Origin of the sequence: Schinkia azotoformans LMG 9581 (assembly GCF_000307855.1) — a bacterium.
Lineage (GTDB): Bacteria > Bacillota > Bacilli > Bacillales > Bacillaceae_J > Schinkia > Schinkia azotoformans.
Window position 1 is genome coordinate 63,583 of the sequence record NZ_AJLR01000042.1, and the last position, 15,473, is coordinate 79,055.

General features: G+C 33.9%; 24 protein-coding genes and 2 pseudogenes. 18 read left to right on the top strand and 8 right to left on the bottom strand.

Going from position 1 to position 15,473, the window contains the following annotated elements:
• Position 1: 1 nt before the first annotated feature.
• The 8 genes and pseudogenes from BAZO_RS06020 to BAZO_RS06055 form a co-directional block, all read left to right on the top strand.
• A complete protein-coding gene (locus tag BAZO_RS06020) occupies positions 2–409 on the top strand; it encodes a phage tail fiber protein (RefSeq protein WP_003330450.1) in 408 nt (135 codons plus the stop codon).
• A gap of 15 nt (positions 410–424) precedes the next feature.
• Positions 425–1,513, top strand: a complete 1,089-nt coding sequence (locus BAZO_RS06025; RefSeq protein ID WP_003330451.1) for a hypothetical protein — start codon at positions 425–427, stop codon at positions 1,511–1,513.
• A 12-nt stretch (positions 1,514–1,525) separates the two neighbouring features.
• Entirely contained in the window at positions 1,526–2,845 is a 1,320-nt protein-coding gene (locus BAZO_RS06030; RefSeq protein ID WP_003330452.1) for a phage tail family protein, read from the top strand.
• Complete coding sequence (locus BAZO_RS06035; protein ID WP_003330454.1) at positions 2,845–3,057, top strand: phage distal tail protein; 213 nt, start codon at positions 2,845–2,847, stop codon at positions 3,055–3,057. The genes BAZO_RS06030 and BAZO_RS06035 overlap by 1 nt, the downstream gene beginning before the upstream one ends.
• The gene (locus BAZO_RS06040; RefSeq protein WP_003330455.1) at positions 3,057–3,881 is read left to right on the top strand and encodes a phage tail spike protein; all 825 of its coding nucleotides are present in this window, start codon (positions 3,057–3,059) and stop codon (positions 3,879–3,881) included. The genes BAZO_RS06035 and BAZO_RS06040 overlap by 1 nt, the downstream gene beginning before the upstream one ends.
• Before the next feature lie 134 nt (positions 3,882–4,015).
• A complete protein-coding gene (locus BAZO_RS06045; protein ID WP_003330456.1) occupies positions 4,016–4,213 on the top strand; it encodes a hypothetical protein in 198 nt (65 codons plus the stop codon).
• Positions 4,214–4,423: 210 nt separating this feature from the next.
• Positions 4,424–4,783 carry a phage holin family protein gene (locus tag BAZO_RS06050; protein ID WP_039957083.1) on the top strand — a complete coding sequence of 120 codons (360 nt, stop codon included), beginning with the start codon at positions 4,424–4,426 and terminating at the stop codon, positions 4,781–4,783.
• Positions 4,780–5,181: pseudogene (locus BAZO_RS06055) on the top strand (M15 family metallopeptidase); the annotation flags it as partial. The gene BAZO_RS06050 and the pseudogene BAZO_RS06055, both read left to right, overlap by 4 nt.
• 273 nt (positions 5,182–5,454) lie before the next feature.
• Here BAZO_RS06055 and BAZO_RS06060 read toward each other — a convergent pair.
• The 3 genes from BAZO_RS06060 to BAZO_RS06070 all read right to left on the bottom strand — a co-directional run bounded on the left by BAZO_RS06060 (position 5,455) and on the right by BAZO_RS06070 (position 7,197).
• Positions 5,455–5,832: a PH domain-containing protein gene (locus BAZO_RS06060; RefSeq protein ID WP_003330460.1), complete on the bottom strand. Its 378-nt coding sequence runs from the start codon at positions 5,830–5,832 to the stop codon at positions 5,455–5,457.
• Positions 5,833–5,886: 54 nt separating this feature from the next.
• Positions 5,887–6,681: a hypothetical protein gene (locus BAZO_RS06065; RefSeq protein ID WP_003330461.1), complete on the bottom strand. Its 795-nt coding sequence runs from the start codon at positions 6,679–6,681 to the stop codon at positions 5,887–5,889.
• 312 nt (positions 6,682–6,993) lie between these two features.
• The gene (locus BAZO_RS06070; RefSeq protein ID WP_003330462.1) at positions 6,994–7,197 is read right to left on the bottom strand and encodes a helix-turn-helix domain-containing protein; all 204 of its coding nucleotides are present in this window, start codon (positions 7,195–7,197) and stop codon (positions 6,994–6,996) included.
• A gap of 158 nt (positions 7,198–7,355) precedes the next feature.
• Here BAZO_RS06070 and BAZO_RS06075 point away from each other — a divergent pair, with 158 nt between their 5' ends.
• The 8 genes from BAZO_RS06075 to BAZO_RS22295 all read left to right on the top strand — a co-directional run bounded on the left by BAZO_RS06075 (position 7,356) and on the right by BAZO_RS22295 (position 10,254).
• A complete protein-coding gene (locus tag BAZO_RS06075) occupies positions 7,356–7,607 on the top strand; it encodes a hypothetical protein (protein WP_003330463.1) in 252 nt (83 codons plus the stop codon).
• A gap of 1 nt (position 7,608) precedes the next feature.
• Complete coding sequence (locus BAZO_RS06080; protein ID WP_003330464.1) at positions 7,609–8,832, top strand: FtsK/SpoIIIE domain-containing protein; 1,224 nt, start codon at positions 7,609–7,611, stop codon at positions 8,830–8,832.
• Positions 8,817–8,939, top strand: coding sequence for a hypothetical protein (locus BAZO_RS23175; protein WP_268869813.1), 123 nt, complete (start codon positions 8,817–8,819; stop codon positions 8,937–8,939). Before BAZO_RS06080 ends, BAZO_RS23175 begins: the two co-directional genes overlap by 16 nt.
• Positions 8,940–8,957: 18 nt before the next feature.
• Positions 8,958–9,416 (top strand): hypothetical protein, encoded by a 459-nt coding sequence (locus BAZO_RS06085; protein WP_003330466.1) that lies wholly within the window; start codon positions 8,958–8,960, stop codon positions 9,414–9,416.
• A 132-nt stretch (positions 9,417–9,548) separates the two neighbouring features.
• Positions 9,549–9,719 (top strand): hypothetical protein, encoded by a 171-nt coding sequence (locus BAZO_RS22285; protein ID WP_157382075.1) that lies wholly within the window; start codon positions 9,549–9,551, stop codon positions 9,717–9,719.
• Positions 9,716–9,868 carry a hypothetical protein gene (locus BAZO_RS22290; protein WP_157382076.1) on the top strand — a complete coding sequence of 51 codons (153 nt, stop codon included), beginning with the start codon at positions 9,716–9,718 and terminating at the stop codon, positions 9,866–9,868. Before BAZO_RS22285 ends, BAZO_RS22290 begins: the two co-directional genes overlap by 4 nt.
• Positions 9,869–9,908: 40 nt before the next feature.
• Complete coding sequence (locus BAZO_RS06090) at positions 9,909–10,103, top strand: hypothetical protein (RefSeq protein WP_003330467.1); 195 nt, start codon at positions 9,909–9,911, stop codon at positions 10,101–10,103.
• Positions 10,090–10,254, top strand: coding sequence for a hypothetical protein (locus tag BAZO_RS22295; protein ID WP_157382077.1), 165 nt, complete (start codon positions 10,090–10,092; stop codon positions 10,252–10,254). The genes BAZO_RS06090 and BAZO_RS22295 overlap by 14 nt, the downstream gene beginning before the upstream one ends.
• A 315-nt stretch (positions 10,255–10,569) precedes the next feature.
• On the opposite strand, the gene BAZO_RS06095 is transcribed toward BAZO_RS22295, so the two are convergent.
• On the bottom strand, positions 10,570–10,788 hold the full coding sequence (locus BAZO_RS06095; protein WP_003330468.1) for a helix-turn-helix domain-containing protein: 219 nt from the start codon (positions 10,786–10,788) through the stop codon (positions 10,570–10,572).
• 361 nt (positions 10,789–11,149) lie between these two features.
• Between BAZO_RS06095 and BAZO_RS22300 the strand changes: the two genes are divergently transcribed.
• Complete coding sequence (locus BAZO_RS22300; protein ID WP_157382078.1) at positions 11,150–11,299, top strand: hypothetical protein; 150 nt, start codon at positions 11,150–11,152, stop codon at positions 11,297–11,299.
• Positions 11,300–11,844: 545 nt separating this feature from the next.
• Here the strand turns inward: BAZO_RS22300 and BAZO_RS06100 are convergent.
• From BAZO_RS06100 to BAZO_RS21595, 4 genes are all read right to left on the bottom strand, one after another.
• Positions 11,845–12,336: a tyrosine-type recombinase/integrase gene (locus tag BAZO_RS06100; RefSeq protein ID WP_003330469.1), complete on the bottom strand. Its 492-nt coding sequence runs from the start codon at positions 12,334–12,336 to the stop codon at positions 11,845–11,847.
• Positions 12,327–12,458 carry a hypothetical protein gene (locus BAZO_RS23180; protein WP_268869814.1) on the bottom strand — a complete coding sequence of 44 codons (132 nt, stop codon included), beginning with the start codon at positions 12,456–12,458 and terminating at the stop codon, positions 12,327–12,329. Before BAZO_RS23180 ends, BAZO_RS06100 begins: the two co-directional genes overlap by 10 nt.
• 115 nt (positions 12,459–12,573) lie before the next feature.
• Positions 12,574–12,753, bottom strand: a complete 180-nt coding sequence (locus BAZO_RS06105; protein ID WP_003330470.1) for a helix-turn-helix domain-containing protein — start codon at positions 12,751–12,753, stop codon at positions 12,574–12,576.
• A gap of 466 nt (positions 12,754–13,219) precedes the next feature.
• Positions 13,220–13,324 (bottom strand): YjcZ family sporulation protein, encoded by a 105-nt coding sequence (locus BAZO_RS21595; RefSeq protein WP_081585647.1) that lies wholly within the window; start codon positions 13,322–13,324, stop codon positions 13,220–13,222.
• A gap of 1,125 nt (positions 13,325–14,449) precedes the next feature.
• On the opposite strand from BAZO_RS21595, the pseudogene BAZO_RS21600 reads away from it, so the two are divergent.
• Positions 14,450–15,168 (top strand): annotated as a pseudogene (locus tag BAZO_RS21600) (group II intron maturase-specific domain-containing protein).
• Positions 15,169–15,473: the final 305 nt, after the last annotated feature.

The window sequence follows — 15,473 nt, forward strand, 5'->3', positions numbered from 1 at the left end:
TATGGATGCAGTAGGTAACATGTCAAATTATTTAAAAACAGAACTGTTAAAAGCCTGTTTGAAAGGACAAACATTTACGGGCAAGAGTCAGCTTTATTTAGCGCTTTATACCTCTGATCCCATGCCTGATGATGACGGTTCGGAGGTTAGTGGAGATAAATATAGTAGAAAAACAGTTAACTTTTCAACTCCAGCTGATGTGGACGGGCAAATAGCAGTCATGAACACAAATAAGATTGAATTTGCCGTTGCAGATGGGGACTATGGCAGGGTGACACATATAGGCATACGTGATGCAACCACGGGTGGGAATTTACTGTTTTTCGCTCAATTAGATGCTCCTATTGAATATATAGACAACACAGGAATATTGCTGCAACCAAGTGATTTGATTGTTTATTTAACATAACGGGGGTGAATCGGCGTGCCAATAATTAATATAGGCAGTGCACAAGAATGGAATGACTTTGCATCAAGTGATATAGGTAGTACCTACTCTACCGATGCTAATGAATTATACACTCTAAACATAACTTCTGATATTGACTTTTCAGGTGTAGAATTAGTACCTATATTATTTAATAGTGCACCTACAGGTAAAGCAACGCCAGCAAAATTGGTTATCAATGGAAACGGTCATACAATAAAAAATATCAGTCTACCGCTTAACACGTTTGAAAAGTCTACAGGTATCTTATATATATTGCGTATAAACGTTCAAATTGATTTTACTATTAGGGACTTAAGAGTGCTAAATATAGATATGAGGACCAGTAGTATATGTTCACCATTTTTTATAAGTTCTTTTAGTAAGGGTGGCAAATTATATAATGTTCATACACATGGTAAGCTTGAGGGTAGCTATGTTGGGGGCATAATATATCTTGATAGTTCTGGTAATATTGGCTCGTTTGTTAAGGATTGCACCACTAACATACAAGCTAAGGCTAGTAGTATGTTTGCCGGTATTTGCATTGCTGGTAATACCGGTAACTATCCTGCTGAGATTATAAATTGTCACACATATGGCACCGTTGAGTTGTCAGGTAATAGATTTTATGGCATTTGTAATTACGGTAGATGTTATTCCTGTTCATCACACTTTCATTTGAAGGGTACAGCAGTATCAGGAATGTCATTTCTTGTAATGGGCATCGCGGACGGCACATCCACTGATTGTTATGCTACTGGATTATATGAATTAACAGACTTATACCCCGTATACGGCATTTCCAGCGGCTCGATTAGATGTTACTGTACAACTACTTTTAATGGTGGTGGCACCGTTTATCCTATTGGGGATACCCCGGTGTACAGCGTATCACTATCACCAAGTATAAAAGCGGTAACTATAAACGATTGGGGTGCATCTACAGAACCTTCCAGTTGCTATGGTTTAGATACTCAGGAACGAATAACTCCTAATCCAGGTAGAAAGTTTTCAAAAACCGTATCACTTAGTGAAGCAATGACACGTGATTTCTATAAATCCAAACTCAAGTGGGATATTTAAGGAGGTGATTACATGCCTTTCCTAAACCACCCAGCTATTATAGATAATGCAAACTATAGGAATATGACGTATGCTACTATATTTAAGTACAGCGGTGAATATTACTTGTATAATGGTGGTAGTATAAGTGTTGAAAGGCGCAGTATACTTGATGCAGATGGAGAACCAACAGGTGATGTACTTGAAACGTTGTACTGTTACCAGTATGATACACTATATAAAGCTACCTCCAATGGGTACTATTATACATGGATGCCCAGTAGTACTAAACTTACTGGGGTACCGTTTAGTGATATAGAATTATTATACTGCTCTTTTGATTTTAAATGTTATGACTATACTGTTAAACCGTCCATCACTACAGTATTACACTATAAAGAGGAATTTGATAATTTTGCACATGGGTTTTTATATTACTGGATGGATGGTGATACATTCCCCGTTGCAAATACCCATATACAACCATTGGGTGATCAGTTTGTGGCATCGGAAACCTGGTCTATAGATGATGGTAATGGTTTCCCATATAAGGACCATACACCACCGTTAGGTGAACAATTTGTAATGGACTATACATGGCTAATCAAGAATGGTTATACATTTCCGTATCACAAAGATGGTCCACCTATTTTTCTATCTAAACCACTAACCAGTAGAAAGGCGTACGTGTTGGTTGAGGAATCAACCGACTTAAGCGCCAGCATGTTTTTTGATGATAAATGGTACAAGTTTATAGATTTTATTGACGTATTTCCTGTTTACACCGGTACTGCTGACGAGGGAATTACACATCATTATGGTGGAACACCGTATTATAAAAACGGAACACCGTATTATTTTCTTGCAAGTGGTATAGAAATGCTTGGTATGAAAGGTGGTTACGGTGGTTATTCTGATGAAATAATTCGTACTGTTAATTTAAATAACTATATGTCAGCTAATGTTAATTTTTATTACACGTCAGAAAAACCGAAATCAAATAAGATAATCTTAAAAGGTATCTCCACATTACAATCTGCTCTACAAACTTTCGACGGAACAACAATAGAAGAAATATCAGCGACAATTAAAAGTATCTGCAAATTCTTAGCACGAAGTAAACGAGTATCAATTGAACCAGTTAAATTTGAAGCTCAACTAGAACCGGGTGATGAAATTATTATCGACTCCAACTTCATGATAGCAATTAAAAACGGCACAGAAAATGTATCTAATCAATTATTAGGACGTTTTCCAATGCTACAAGCGGGCGAAAATATTATCATTTATACTGACAATGAAGTAGAACGAAATATTGAGTTGACAATTGAACAGAAAGATAGGTGGCATTAATGATTTTAATTTTTAATGGTATACTTAATCCTAGTGAAGAACTTGTTATTAATCTACAAAACTATACGGCTAAAATTGGCACTCTAAACGCATTAAAATCACTCTCATTGAGTGATTTTTTAGTGTTTCTTGAATCTGGAACAAATCAAGTCACTTACACTGGTAATACACCTGTCTTATTATCTTTCGAATATAACGAGAGGTGGCGATAATGCTTTTAAAAGTACGTGATACAAATTTGGATTTAGTTGCCATTTTACATAAAATAACAAACCCTATAATCAGTGAACGAATTAACGCTGATTTTTTATTTTCTTTTTCTGCTTATGTGGAAAAGGAAAAAATGCCTTACATCACGGCTGATAACATCGTGGAAGTAGAAGATAATTATTTTAAAATGGCTTATTTTAGACGAAATGGAATCAGTACCGATGTTGTGTGTGAGCATGTTAGTTATGAATTAACCGAATATGATGTTGAAGTTGATACAGTATTTAGTGGAACCCCAATAACCATTTTAAGCCAGTTGCTAACAAATACACCATTTAGTGTAGGTACTGTCGATGTATCAGAATCTATATCATTTAAAGTCGTTAATAAATCTACAGTACGTAAGATTTTATTAGATTACGTTGCCCACTTAGATGCCGAATTGATATTTGATAAGTTTACTATTCATCTAGTTTCAAAGCGTGGAACAAACAAAGGTGTACAGTTTAGACGTGGAAAAAACTTATTAGGTATCACAGAAGAAATTGATACTCGTGGCGGTGGTTTACGAATCGCTTATGAGGTCGACATAATCGATTTAAGTCATATGCCTAATTTTCCTTATTTACGAGAGTTAGAAAAGGCTGAATTGGGCGATATCGTAAAAGTAATTGATGAAGACATGCTAATCGACATCAATGCTCGAATTGTAGCAAGGGATTATAATCCGTTTCGGAAAATAAATCCGAAAGTGGAGATCGGTAATTTTATCAGAGACTTAGGCGATAGCTTGGTAAATAAAAGTAGTGATATAGCAATTTTGTAGTTATGGAAGAACAAGTTTTTATCTCACTCAAACTCAAGCCGATGAGATTACGGAATAATAGGAGTGGATACTAACAAGATTCTTACTAAACCATTACCTAAGAAACCTAAATTAAAAAAGAAGGTGAATTAAGGATGATTACTTTAAAACTAAAAGACCTCGAAAACAGTATAAAAGAAAATAATTCAAAACGAGAACACATTATTAAAAAGTTTGAAGAAAAAACTAAGCAATCCAGTACGGTAAAAGGAAGAGTTAGACCTAAACATCCTACTGAGTCTAAGATACTTTCAATGTTCTCAAAGAAGGAAGATGATTCCAATGTAGATTAAATTTAATTCAGATAAAGAAAGAGAACAGTTTATCAAATGGGTAGAATCAAAAGAAAAATGTAATTCACCAAATATTATTAGAGTTCGTGAAGGTGTTAAGGCAGTAAGGGAATTACGTAAAAAAGGATTGTTGTAACTAAGGCGGTGTGGATATAAACCATATCGTCTTTTTATTTTGTCCAGAATGGGAAGGAGGTAGTTCATTTGCAAATGATACAAGGATTAGAGATTACAGATGTTGTAGGAAATATATGGTATTTGGTATTGGGATTTATTTTATTTGACGTTGTAACAGGTCTTTTAGCAGCAGCAGTAGAAAAGAAATTAAACAGTTCGATTAACTATGTGGGGTTATTAAGAAAAGTTGGTGAGTTTGTTGCACTGGCTTTTTTAGTGTTTGTGGATGCTTACACGGGTTCAAATGGTTATATTATCAAGCTTGGTGTCGGAATGATTGTGGCTTATGAAGGACTCAGTATTATAGAGAATTTCTCTAGAATGGGAATTGATATAAAATTTATCACCAAGTTTTTCGATAAAGATAAAGTTGGAAAAGGTGATGAAAAATGACATTAACTTATTATAAACGTAACCTAGAAAACATTGATAAATTAGCTGACCATACCAAAATTGTAGCGTTAAAGTGGCATGATTATCTTGTGAAAAATGATATTAACATATTGATCTATGAAACAATTAGAACTGTAGAAATGCAACGTGAGAATGTCCGTAAAGGTGCATCTAAAACAATGAAATCATATCATTTAGTCGGTCAAGCCTTAGACTTTGTTCCTGTGGATAGTAAAGGTCAATCAGATTGGAAGGGTTATGATAATCCTAAAATAAAACAAGCAATTATTGAAGCAAAAAGACTTGGTTTTGAATGGGGTGGAGATTGGAAAAGTTTCATTGATAAGCCACATTTACAATTCAATCATAAAGGTTATGGGACTGATACTTTTGGTAAATATACCGAATTAAAGAATGGAGAGGATGAACTCTTGAAACTTGAAAATTATCAATGGGATATGTTAATTACTAAATTAAAGAAATGTAAAAATGATGCTGAATTTAGTTCCGAACAATGGATTGATAAAGCGGTAAATCGGACAATGACAGTTAGTGAATTAGTCTGGTTGCATTTTGTAATTGATGATCAGATTTAATCGAATTAGGGCAACGTGGATATTTATTTATCTTTGTTGCCCATTTTTTCGTTAATGTAATAAAAACTATCAACTTTACATTCTAATATATAAAGCCAATGCTTTTTGAACATCATAAATTGCTTTATCTTTACCAAATCTCTTGTCAAATGGAGTTTGTGAGCCAGAAACCCAAATTTTTAATTCCGCATCAAGATCAAACGTACCTGCGGTTTCTACGCTGAAATGAGTAATGTTTCTATAAGGAATTGAATGATATTCAACTTTCTTTCCTGTCACACCTTGCTTATCGACCATGATTAATCTTTTATCTGTGAAAATCATCATATCACGAATGATTTTGTATGCCTTTTCGATTATTTCATTCGGTGCTAAAATTATTTCTAATTCTTTTTCGACTTCTTTCACATTAACTTCCGAAGCATTACCCAGTAAACCATCTAATAATCCCATACTTTAAAACCTCCCTAGTTTTGTCCTTTCTATTCTATCATTGCGTTTCCAAAATTAGGAGTATTCTTGTATATGAATCTCCTTGTTACTACAGTCGAATAATTCGGCTTTATTCACTAACTTAATTTTTGTACAAGACTTAATATCGAATTGATCCCCAATCAAATATTGTTCTTTATTTAATGGGCGTAAAAGATACCACATTGAATTGTTATCGTCCGTTATATAAAAATGTTTTTGTTTTTGTCTAAAAGGCTTAGTTTGAAATAATTTCGTAAACATGAGTGATAGTAAAACAGATAACATTAAATAAAGAATAGTAAAAGCTATGAAGTTATCAAGAAATAATTGGATATTGGAAAAAGTAACAGTAAGTTCACTTTTTAAAGAAAGTAATAATGTTTTTCCAAAGAAATAAACAACTGAAAATATCAAAAACAATAAATAAATACTGACTAAAGTCTCAGCATATTTCTCAATCTGCTTTTTTATTTTTTGATTAATTCTTTTCTCAATAAAGGGTCTAGTATAGGTAGTTTCAGTTAGACAGAAAAATATGGCTCCACTTAAATAAAAAAGGATTAAACCAAGATTAATATTAAAAGGAATACCGATACTGATAATTGTAAAACCTAAAAGTAGAAACGTGATAAAAATACAACTTAAAAAGTAGTAGTATAAAATATATATCGCATCTGCTTCCTTTGAAAAAAATTTTCTTTCAAAACCAGTAGCAGTAAAAAATGTAATTGGTCTTAATTTAAGAATTGATAAAAAAATTAAGATAAAAGTAGTTGGTACCCCAAATCCATTAGTTGTTAAAAAATTTAATAATGTCTGAATCTCCAAAACTAATCATCCTTTCTAAGAAAATACATTTGTAACCAATATTCGACAAATGTATTTATTTTCCTTTAAAAGAATAATTGTTCTTACTTTATACAGAAATGCTTGTTCTTTTGCTAGTACTGATACTACTAGATTTCAGCACAATTTAAATAAACTTTAAATATCAATAATAGACTTGCATAATTGCCTTGTCCCAAAACATAAGCTATTACTAGCATAAAGCGTAGTATTAGCTTTTAGTCTATATAACCGTCAGATAGTACCGTCAAAATGGCGGTATTTTTGTTTGTCCACACAGTCATAGAACTATGACTAATCTTCCTCATTGTATTCATATAAATCATCGACTCTCACATCTAAAAATTTAGCCAATTTAAAAAGTTTTTCCGTTGTTGTAAAATTCTTACCCTTTATTAGGTTGTTAAATTGTTGCGGTGACATATCAATTTGTTCAGCTACAAACTTCTTCATATATCCTCTTTTTTTCACGATTTCCTCTATTTTAGGAATCAACATTTTAAATTCCCCTTTTTTGGCTTTTCTATCTAATTCAACAGTGTATCGTAATTCCCTTTTATCGGGCACTAACTACCGAAATTTATTAATTAAAATAAAGTAATATTTTAATCATACCGATAATATCATTTACCAATAACCAAATGGGAGTTGGTAACATGAGTAAAAACAAATGGGTTCGGTCAATCAGCTTCAATCATACAAATCCAGATGATATTAGGCGATTAGATTTCATTGGTAAGAAATCATTTAGTGGAGTTATTAAGAAATTAATTGATGAAGAAATCAAACGTAAAAGTAGTATTACCATTAATAGTAAATCGGTAGTATCAAATAGTAGTATCGGTACACCACAACAAAAGCAACAAGTAGTACCACAACCATATAATCCGATGCTAAGGGGAAATTAACATGATAATTGAATCAATATTGGCAGGCAGTGTTTGGATTGGTGCTGAGTATTTGAAAAGTGGTTATGGTGGTAGTGAAAAAAAGAAATTAGATCGTATCTTTAGAAAATGTGGATTGTATGTAAAATATGGCGGTAAAGAAGATACTCCAAAATTATTACGGGTTTCAAAGAAAGAAAGTTTCACTGAGTACATTTACAGGATGCCAGAGGGATTATCATTTCATGATTTTGAGAAGAAAAAGCAGGTGATTGAGGATTCATTGAATAGTAAGAACACACCTGAATTTTCGTTTTCTATGATTCGTGAGTTTGATTTTAGGGGCAATTATGTAAAGCAGATACAAACACTCATGAAACCTAAAAACACGCTTAAAGAGGTTTATATAACGTATGACAGGGTACTAAAAATTAAAGTTTTTAATGAGCCGTTAACTGATTATTTACCTTATGAAAAAGTACCAAAATGTGCCGATTGGGAAATTCCAATTGGTGTAACTCGAACAGGTTTCATTAAACATTCATTTGAAAAAATTTGCCATATGGTCGTTGCGGGCACAACACTATATGGAAAAAGTATTTTCTTAAAGAATGCTATCACAACATTATTATTAAATCATCCAAAGCATGTATCGTTTATTTTGATTGATTTGAAGGGTGGATTAACATTCCAAAGATTTAAGGATTGTCCACAGGTTATTAGTATTGCTAGTAATGCTGAAGAATCATTAGAAGTGTTAGAGATGGTTAATAATCAAATAGATGAAGTAATGGACTATTTAAAGCAAAACAAGTTTGAAAATGTACAGGAAGCTGGCATTAAAAACAGGTGCTTCATTGTTGTGGATGAAGGAGCCGAACTTTCACCAAATATTGAAAAAGATAGTGATTTAAAAAAGATCAAAGGAAAATGTGAAACTATATTATCAAGGGTTGCAAGGGTATCAGGTGCATTAGGTTATAGATTAATTTACGCAACTCAAACACCTTATAGTGAAGTATTAAACCATAATATTAAACAGAATTGTGATGCTAAATTATGTTTCAAATTACAAAGTGATAAGGCTAGTGAGGTCGTATTAGGTGAAGGTATTACGGATGCGGCACATTTGCCATTTATCAAGGGAAGAGGGGTTTACATTACTGACAGGAAGCATACTGTTCAGACTCCTATGATTGAGAATGACTTTATAGAGGGAGTGGTTGAAAGATGTTTAAATTCGTAGTCGGATTCTTTTGCGGTGTATTTTATTTGACTCTTTATGCTTCCGAAAATCCAGACACAATATTGTTAAAAGCAGGAACGCTTATTAAGGCTATATTCTTAGATTAAATGAAAGGGTGGTTAATAATGATATTAACTCATAAGATTCAAACTGTAGGAACAATTGGTGAGTTTATGTCTGGTGAATATCGTGTTCAACGCACTGTGAATAAGGTAAATAAACGACTAGTTAAGTTAGGTATAAAAGTGTTAGTAACAGTTGTTGCAGGTAGTTTTATGCTTGATATTAGTTTACCAATGGCATTTGCTCAAGAAATTACACAAGAGGCAATTCCAGTTAATGCAATGACAGATTCATTTGGTATTACAGTTAATAAAGCATTACAACCGTTGATAGATGTTTTAAAAGAACTTGCTAGACCAATAGCAGGGGTAATGGTCACGGCAGGTTGTTTGAGGTATATGATAGGTCAACAGGAACAAGGAATTGACATGATACAAAAAGCGGCAATAGGATATATACTAGTCATGTTAAGTCCGATGATCTTGAATATCATTACTGGTGTTGGTAATTCAATAGCATAACAAAGAAAGACAGTTAGATTAATCTCTAGCTGTCTTTTTATGATTTTCTATTAATTAATTTATGTTTTTACAATTATTTCAAAATAACTTATTATGTAGAAGCATCAAAATAAGAATTGGAGGAAATCAACCATGAGTACACAACAAGATTCTGAAGAAAAAGGTAAAAAGCCAACTAAAAGTAAAGAGAAGGAAGTTAGAATAAAATACAGAATTTTTCTTGGAGAGTTTACATTAGATGAATATTTTCAAAAAGAAGTAAATTTAATAATTGCCAAAATGAAGCAAGAGGGAAACAAATGATCAAACAACAGGAAGTAAAGGTAAAAGAACAGAAGAAAACTAAAAATAAAGAAGATGAAATTATTATTGAGTGTTATTTTCTTGGTGAGTTTACTCTCGATGACTACTATCAGAAACAAGTAAATTTAATACTAGCAAAATTTAAATAGTGGCATTCAACCTTATAAAACTTGAAAAAGGTGATTGAAAATGGAGAAAAAAATTACAGAAAAAACCATAACAACATCACTGGGTGCTGAAATAAAGATTAGATTGTTGAATGAGCCTAGTGAAGAAGCATTGAAAAACTTTGCAAAAGCGGTTATAGAATATATGACCGAACTAAATTATAAAAAGAGTGTCGAATTAGAAAAGAAAAAAGGAGTTAAATATGCAGATGATTAAAAAGCAAAAATCATCTGATTATAAAATTATTAAGGAAATAACCGAAAATGATAAGCAGGAAATTGATAAGATATTGAATAGTGATGAATTTTATAAGGTATTTGAATATTTGATGGAAAAATACACCTATAGGGAAGAGAAGTGTAAATGAGGACAATTATTACAGAAAATGATTACAAAATAATAAAGACTATAAAAAAGAAGAATTACACCATTAATTTTGTGGAACATAATTTACCTAAAAAAGATATCAACGAATTATACAAATTAATTGCAGAATTGTATTATAATCAAGCCATCAATTACGACCGAACATAAGGAGTAGAAAATTAGAAAAAATGAAAAAGATTAATATTGTATTTGAAACAAAACCACCAACAAATAAAACTGAGCAAGATATAAAAATAATAAAGGATAAAGCATATGATATATTAATTAGAGAGTTAAAAAGTAAAACCGCTAAGAATTAATTTTCTTGGCGGTTTTCTTCGTTTATATATTCAATAACTTCCTCAATTCTACAATTTAATATCCTACAAATATCATCAAGTATCTTCATTGATATATACTGATCCTTACTGATTTTTGCAATTGTTGCAGATGAAGTTTTAACTGCTTTTTGTAAATCCGATTTACTCATTCCTTTTTTATGGAGAGTTGCCATTAATGGGGCATAGGAAATCATTTTGTACACCTCCTAATTTAAATTTCTTTATGTATATGCTTGTTTTCTTTACTTTATTATATCAAACCTTTAGAAAAATAAAAATAAGGGGTTGACGGTAATATTTAGTAAAGTGTATAATTACTTTAGAAAGTTAAAGGTTTGATTTAGAAAATATTTATTAGGAGGTTTTAAAGTATGATGATTAAGACTTCAACTTGGAGATCACTTTCAGCTAGAGAAAAGACAATTATGTTATTAGGTGCTTCAATGTGTCATAAAGTTATCAGATAATTTAAACAACACTGTGATACAGATAACAGAATTAGGAAGGATTGGAAGTTATAATAAAATAATTACCAAATAAAAGGGAGAGATAGGAATGGAAATAACAAGATATGATGTATTATTGATGGAACAAAATCACTTATATAATGAAATGGCTAAATGTAATGATATTGAACAGGGTGCTAAATTAATGATGAGATTAGATGAAATTGATGATGAAATTTATGAAATAAAATGGTCGTAATTGTACATAGGCACTAAGAAATAGGTGCTTAAAAAATATTAGTAATAAAATTGTAGAAAGTAGCATATATTTAATATTTCAACTTGAAATTGATTTGTTGGTAAAGTTATAATTGTACTTAGAGGATGATAAAACAACCGCACAGGTTTAACAGTAAAATCCGTGTATGTTGTTAGTGAAAACATTGATATAATGGGATTTGTAGGAATGATATTTTTATGATTATTCCTCCGCGGTCTTCAAAACCGTACGTGACCGCCGTGCGCGGTCAGGTGAGTTCGATTCTCACACGGTCCCGCCAAACCTTACATATCAAGGGATTGAAGCTTCTCGCTTGTGATGCAGCAAGCCTAGATTCGATCCCTTTTTAAAACCCGGGTGCCATTTGGGTGCCAAATGAGCAAGTTGGATATTCGTGATCATCTTCGTCATCAAATATTTCAACAGCCTGTTCCTGAAAAGAAGGAATGGCATGGCTGTATATATCTAATGTGATTCCAATTTTGAGTGGCCTAATCGTTCGCTGACAATTTTTGGATGCACACCTAAACGGGCCCCGTATGGCCTGCTGTGTATATTATTGGGTAATAGATAGTGCTCGATTTTGCTGCTTCAAAAAGTTGTTCTAATTCCTCTTTTGTATAGAAAGTCGGTCTGAATTTTTGGGGCTTTGGTGGCTTGGTCTTCATGGTGACATTTTTGTTCACAAACTCCCAATCTACCGCATCATTTAATGCTTGCGATAACAATCGATGATGATGTTTGACTGTTTGAGCAGATAAATCCTCTAGTTTATCTACATAATAATTCTGTAGTTGTAAAGAGGTTAACTCTTGTAGCTTGATATGTCCCAATATCGGTTTTAAATGAACACGGATGATTTGCTCATACCCTCTGTAGGTATTCGGTGAAGTATTTGATTTGACATACGACTTAAGCCAATAATCTAGATAATCACTCAAGGACAGGTCCTCTTTAGAATCATCGTTGTTGCCTACTTCTTTTTGAAGTTCTGCTATAGGAAGATCTAGAGCCACTTTGGCATCCCTTTTAATTTTGAAGTTTTTTGTACCTTTCGCTTTCGATTTCCTTTCGTACCCACTTCAATTGTAATATAATAGGCACCTGTCTTTTTGTCTTTGGTTATGTGACCAGTCATAGGTCAACTACCTCCTTGAAAAGACTGGGCACCTAAACTCGAATCACCATTATTAATATGACTTGGTGTTTATTAGTTTAAACCTTGATGGAATGAGTTAGGAGCCGTACTATTTTTATTTTTCTCCCTCTAACCATTTCTGAATAGATATTTTTGGTATGAGAATTCTGGTACCAACTCTCACCGTATGAAACTCCCCAGAATTTACGAGCTCATAAGCTTTTGCTCTGCTGATTCCTAAAAACTCCATGATATCTTTAACTGTTAGCACATCCTTTAAATCTTCATATCGCATCCCAATTCCTCCTTATAACATAAAAAAACACCTTGAACTAGTTGCTTTTAGGCAACTAAGCTCGAGGTGCTTCCTCTGAGTTTATATATTTGATTATTAAAATTTTGTTAAATTCTTTCTATAATGTAATTATATTCATAAATAGGATAGAAATGCGATAGTTTTGTATAATGGAAATTCAGCAATAAAAAGGTCGTCTGTGATGAACAATAACATTTTTTCTAATAGGTTTATAAATGTGTCGAGGCACATCTACTATATTTAAACGATTTACATGAACTACTGGATGGACAATAGGATGAACACATGGAACAAAACGGTCTCGAACTACAAATCTTGGTGGGCAAAAAATGGGGCGTGTATACATAACTTTACACCTCCGGTAATGAGTTTTAATAATAGGAAGCACGTTTAGAAAAGTACTTCCTATTATGGGAATAGAGGTTGGATTAGACTTTAAATAATACTAATAACCTCCGCCAACAAAGGCTGTTCCAACGATAATCAATAAGATGAAAAGTACAACAATTAAAGCAAAGTTTGTACCCATCATTCCACCACCATAACTCATAGAAATCACCGCCTTTTTTAGAAGATAGTACATGTTATGTAATTTTTGTCCTTCCGGATTCGGACAAAGGTGGAAAATATTTTAAACTAAAAATTCATTTTTGATGTTACTCATTCCGAACCTGATGTACAGCAGATTAATCCCCTGTTTATTGAAGTAACGAGGTGCTTATATATAGTATCCGTTTCAGATCCCTTATATGGTGCACCTTTTAACATAGTTTACATGTAACCGTAGAAAGGTGTTTAAGGACTTGACTTGGAGCCTCTGTGGGCATGATTGGTCTTGAAAGGCTGAAGCCGTTGTTTCATCTGGCAAACGAGCCTATCATACCCACCCCTCCAAGTAAAGTCCTATCGTTGTTTACGTTGAAAACTATAATTACTTACTATATATAATGCTTCTACAAAGATACAAATGTGGCATTTTCCGTATCTTTACTTACGTTAAATACGGTGGGAAATCATACTACATATAAGATGCAGCTTAGTGGTAGAAGAATTGTCAAAAAATAAAAAGACCGGTAGGTTCAAAAAAAGCACTCATAATAATGAGAGCTTTTTTGTTTAGTGCGCCCAGCATGGGTGCAGCCTACAGGGTGAAAGTCCCGAGCCGTGAAGGCAGAAGTAACGGTTAGCTTAACGCAAGGGTGTCCACGGTGACGTGGAATCTGTGAAGGAAGCGAGCGGCAAACCCCCGGTCTGAGGAACACGAACTTCATATTAGGCTAAGTATCATTGGGTGAGTCTGCTAGACAAGATAAAGCCCCTTCTGCCGAAGGTGATACGGAGTAAATGAAGCAGATAGGTGGAGGGAAAGATTGCACTCTTACCTGGGGAGGTCTGACTGATAAGCCGAGCACACTCGGTAACCTATCTAGCGATGGATAGCTGAACAGTCAGAAGTCAGCAGAGGTCATAGTACTCAAACAGCTTAAGATGTTTTGGGGAAGGACTGAACATTTAGGAAGAATATACACTAGGACGTTCACTGTCTATGATGATACAGACAATCCAAACGGACTTACTTAAGGGAGGAAACGGTGAATTCCGTAGGGGACTTTAAGAGGGTGGAATAAACAGTGGCACAAATAGAAGGTATATTCACGCGAGGAGAAGTATCGATATGATGAAGAAACTGTTGTCACGGGACAATCTTCTAGCAGCTCTACATCGAGTTGAAAAGAATAAAGGCAAACACGGAGTAGATGGGATGCCTGTAAAATTCCTACGAGCGCATCTTCTACAAAACTGGGATGAACTCCGAAATTCTATTGAAGATGGAACCTACGAACCGATGCCAGTCAGACGAGTCGAAATCCCGAAACCGAATGGTGGCGTAAGATTGTTAGGTATTCCTACCGTGACCGACCATGGAAACGAAAGTTTCTTGGGTTCAGTTTCACTTTACACCATTCCCCAAAGATTCGTATCGCAAAAGAAAGCATAAAGAGGGCAAAACGCAAAATCAAGGAATTAACATCACGGTCAAAACCCATACCCATGGAGGAACGCATTGAAAAGATTAATGAACACCTAGTGGGATGGTGTGGATATTTTGCGCTGGCGGACACGCCAACTCCCTTTAAACAACTCGATGAAATACTTAGAAGAAGACTCCGCATGTGCCTTTGGAAACAATGGAAATTGCCTAAAACCAAAACAAAAAGGCTTATATCCCTTGGGGTTCCGAAGGAAAAAGCCTATGAGTGGGGAAATACCCGCAAGAAATACTGGCGCATCTCCAAAAGTCCTATCTTACACACGACGCTTAATTTAGAATTTTGGCGAAACCAAAAGCTAAAAAGTCTATTAGTTAGATACAACTACTTACGTCATACTTAAATGAACCGCCATATACCGAACGGTACGTATGGTGGTGGTGTGCTGTGAAAGGCACATCAGAGATGGGGGAAGGTCCCTCGATGGAGATTGTACCAGGCAAATCCATCAAACAACCCTAAGCTGCTGCAATAAAGAGTTGTGGTAGTAAGCGTCTAGGGAAAAGGTTGTATTAAAACAATCATGTGAGATATACAAAGATGAACGAAAGTGAATCGCTGAAGAAGTATCGATAACGTAAAGTTTTGTCAAAACTTGTTGTTCACCACTAGACAAGGATAAGAGCGGAAGATAACCTGGAAAGCTGA

Coding starts and splice junctions, on each gene's coding strand:
- BAZO_RS06020 (WP_003330450.1), top strand. CDS start 2: ATGGATGCAGTAGGTAACATGTCAAATTATTTAAAAACAGAACTGTTA.
- BAZO_RS06030 (WP_003330452.1), top strand. CDS start 1,526: ATGCCTTTCCTAAACCACCCAGCTATTATAGATAATGCAAACTATAGG.
- BAZO_RS06035 (WP_003330454.1), top strand. CDS start 2,845: ATGATTTTAATTTTTAATGGTATACTTAATCCTAGTGAAGAACTTGTT.
- BAZO_RS06040 (WP_003330455.1), top strand. CDS start 3,057: ATGCTTTTAAAAGTACGTGATACAAATTTGGATTTAGTTGCCATTTTA.
- BAZO_RS06045 (WP_003330456.1), top strand. CDS start 4,016: ATGATTACTTTAAAACTAAAAGACCTCGAAAACAGTATAAAAGAAAAT.
- BAZO_RS06050 (WP_039957083.1), top strand. CDS start 4,424: ATGATACAAGGATTAGAGATTACAGATGTTGTAGGAAATATATGGTAT.
- BAZO_RS06060 (WP_003330460.1), bottom strand. CDS start 5,832: ATGGGATTATTAGATGGTTTACTGGGTAATGCTTCGGAAGTTAATGTG.
- BAZO_RS06070 (WP_003330462.1), bottom strand. CDS start 7,197: ATGTTGATTCCTAAAATAGAGGAAATCGTGAAAAAAAGAGGATATATG.
- BAZO_RS06075 (WP_003330463.1), top strand. CDS start 7,356: ATGAGTAAAAACAAATGGGTTCGGTCAATCAGCTTCAATCATACAAAT.
- BAZO_RS06080 (WP_003330464.1), top strand. CDS start 7,609: ATGATAATTGAATCAATATTGGCAGGCAGTGTTTGGATTGGTGCTGAG.
- BAZO_RS23175 (WP_268869813.1), top strand. CDS start 8,817: ATGTTTAAATTCGTAGTCGGATTCTTTTGCGGTGTATTTTATTTGACT.
- BAZO_RS06085 (WP_003330466.1), top strand. CDS start 8,958: ATGATATTAACTCATAAGATTCAAACTGTAGGAACAATTGGTGAGTTT.
- BAZO_RS22285 (WP_157382075.1), top strand. CDS start 9,549: ATGAGTACACAACAAGATTCTGAAGAAAAAGGTAAAAAGCCAACTAAA.
- BAZO_RS22290 (WP_157382076.1), top strand. CDS start 9,716: ATGATCAAACAACAGGAAGTAAAGGTAAAAGAACAGAAGAAAACTAAA.
- BAZO_RS06090 (WP_003330467.1), top strand. CDS start 9,909: ATGGAGAAAAAAATTACAGAAAAAACCATAACAACATCACTGGGTGCT.
- BAZO_RS22295 (WP_157382077.1), top strand. CDS start 10,090: ATGCAGATGATTAAAAAGCAAAAATCATCTGATTATAAAATTATTAAG.
- BAZO_RS06095 (WP_003330468.1), bottom strand. CDS start 10,788: ATGATTTCCTATGCCCCATTAATGGCAACTCTCCATAAAAAAGGAATG.
- BAZO_RS22300 (WP_157382078.1), top strand. CDS start 11,150: ATGGAAATAACAAGATATGATGTATTATTGATGGAACAAAATCACTTA.
- BAZO_RS23180 (WP_268869814.1), bottom strand. CDS start 12,458: ATGACTGGTCACATAACCAAAGACAAAAAGACAGGTGCCTATTATATT.
- BAZO_RS06105 (WP_003330470.1), bottom strand. CDS start 12,753: ATGCGATATGAAGATTTAAAGGATGTGCTAACAGTTAAAGATATCATG.
- BAZO_RS21595 (WP_081585647.1), bottom strand. CDS start 13,324: ATGAGTTATGGTGGTGGAATGATGGGTACAAACTTTGCTTTAATTGTT.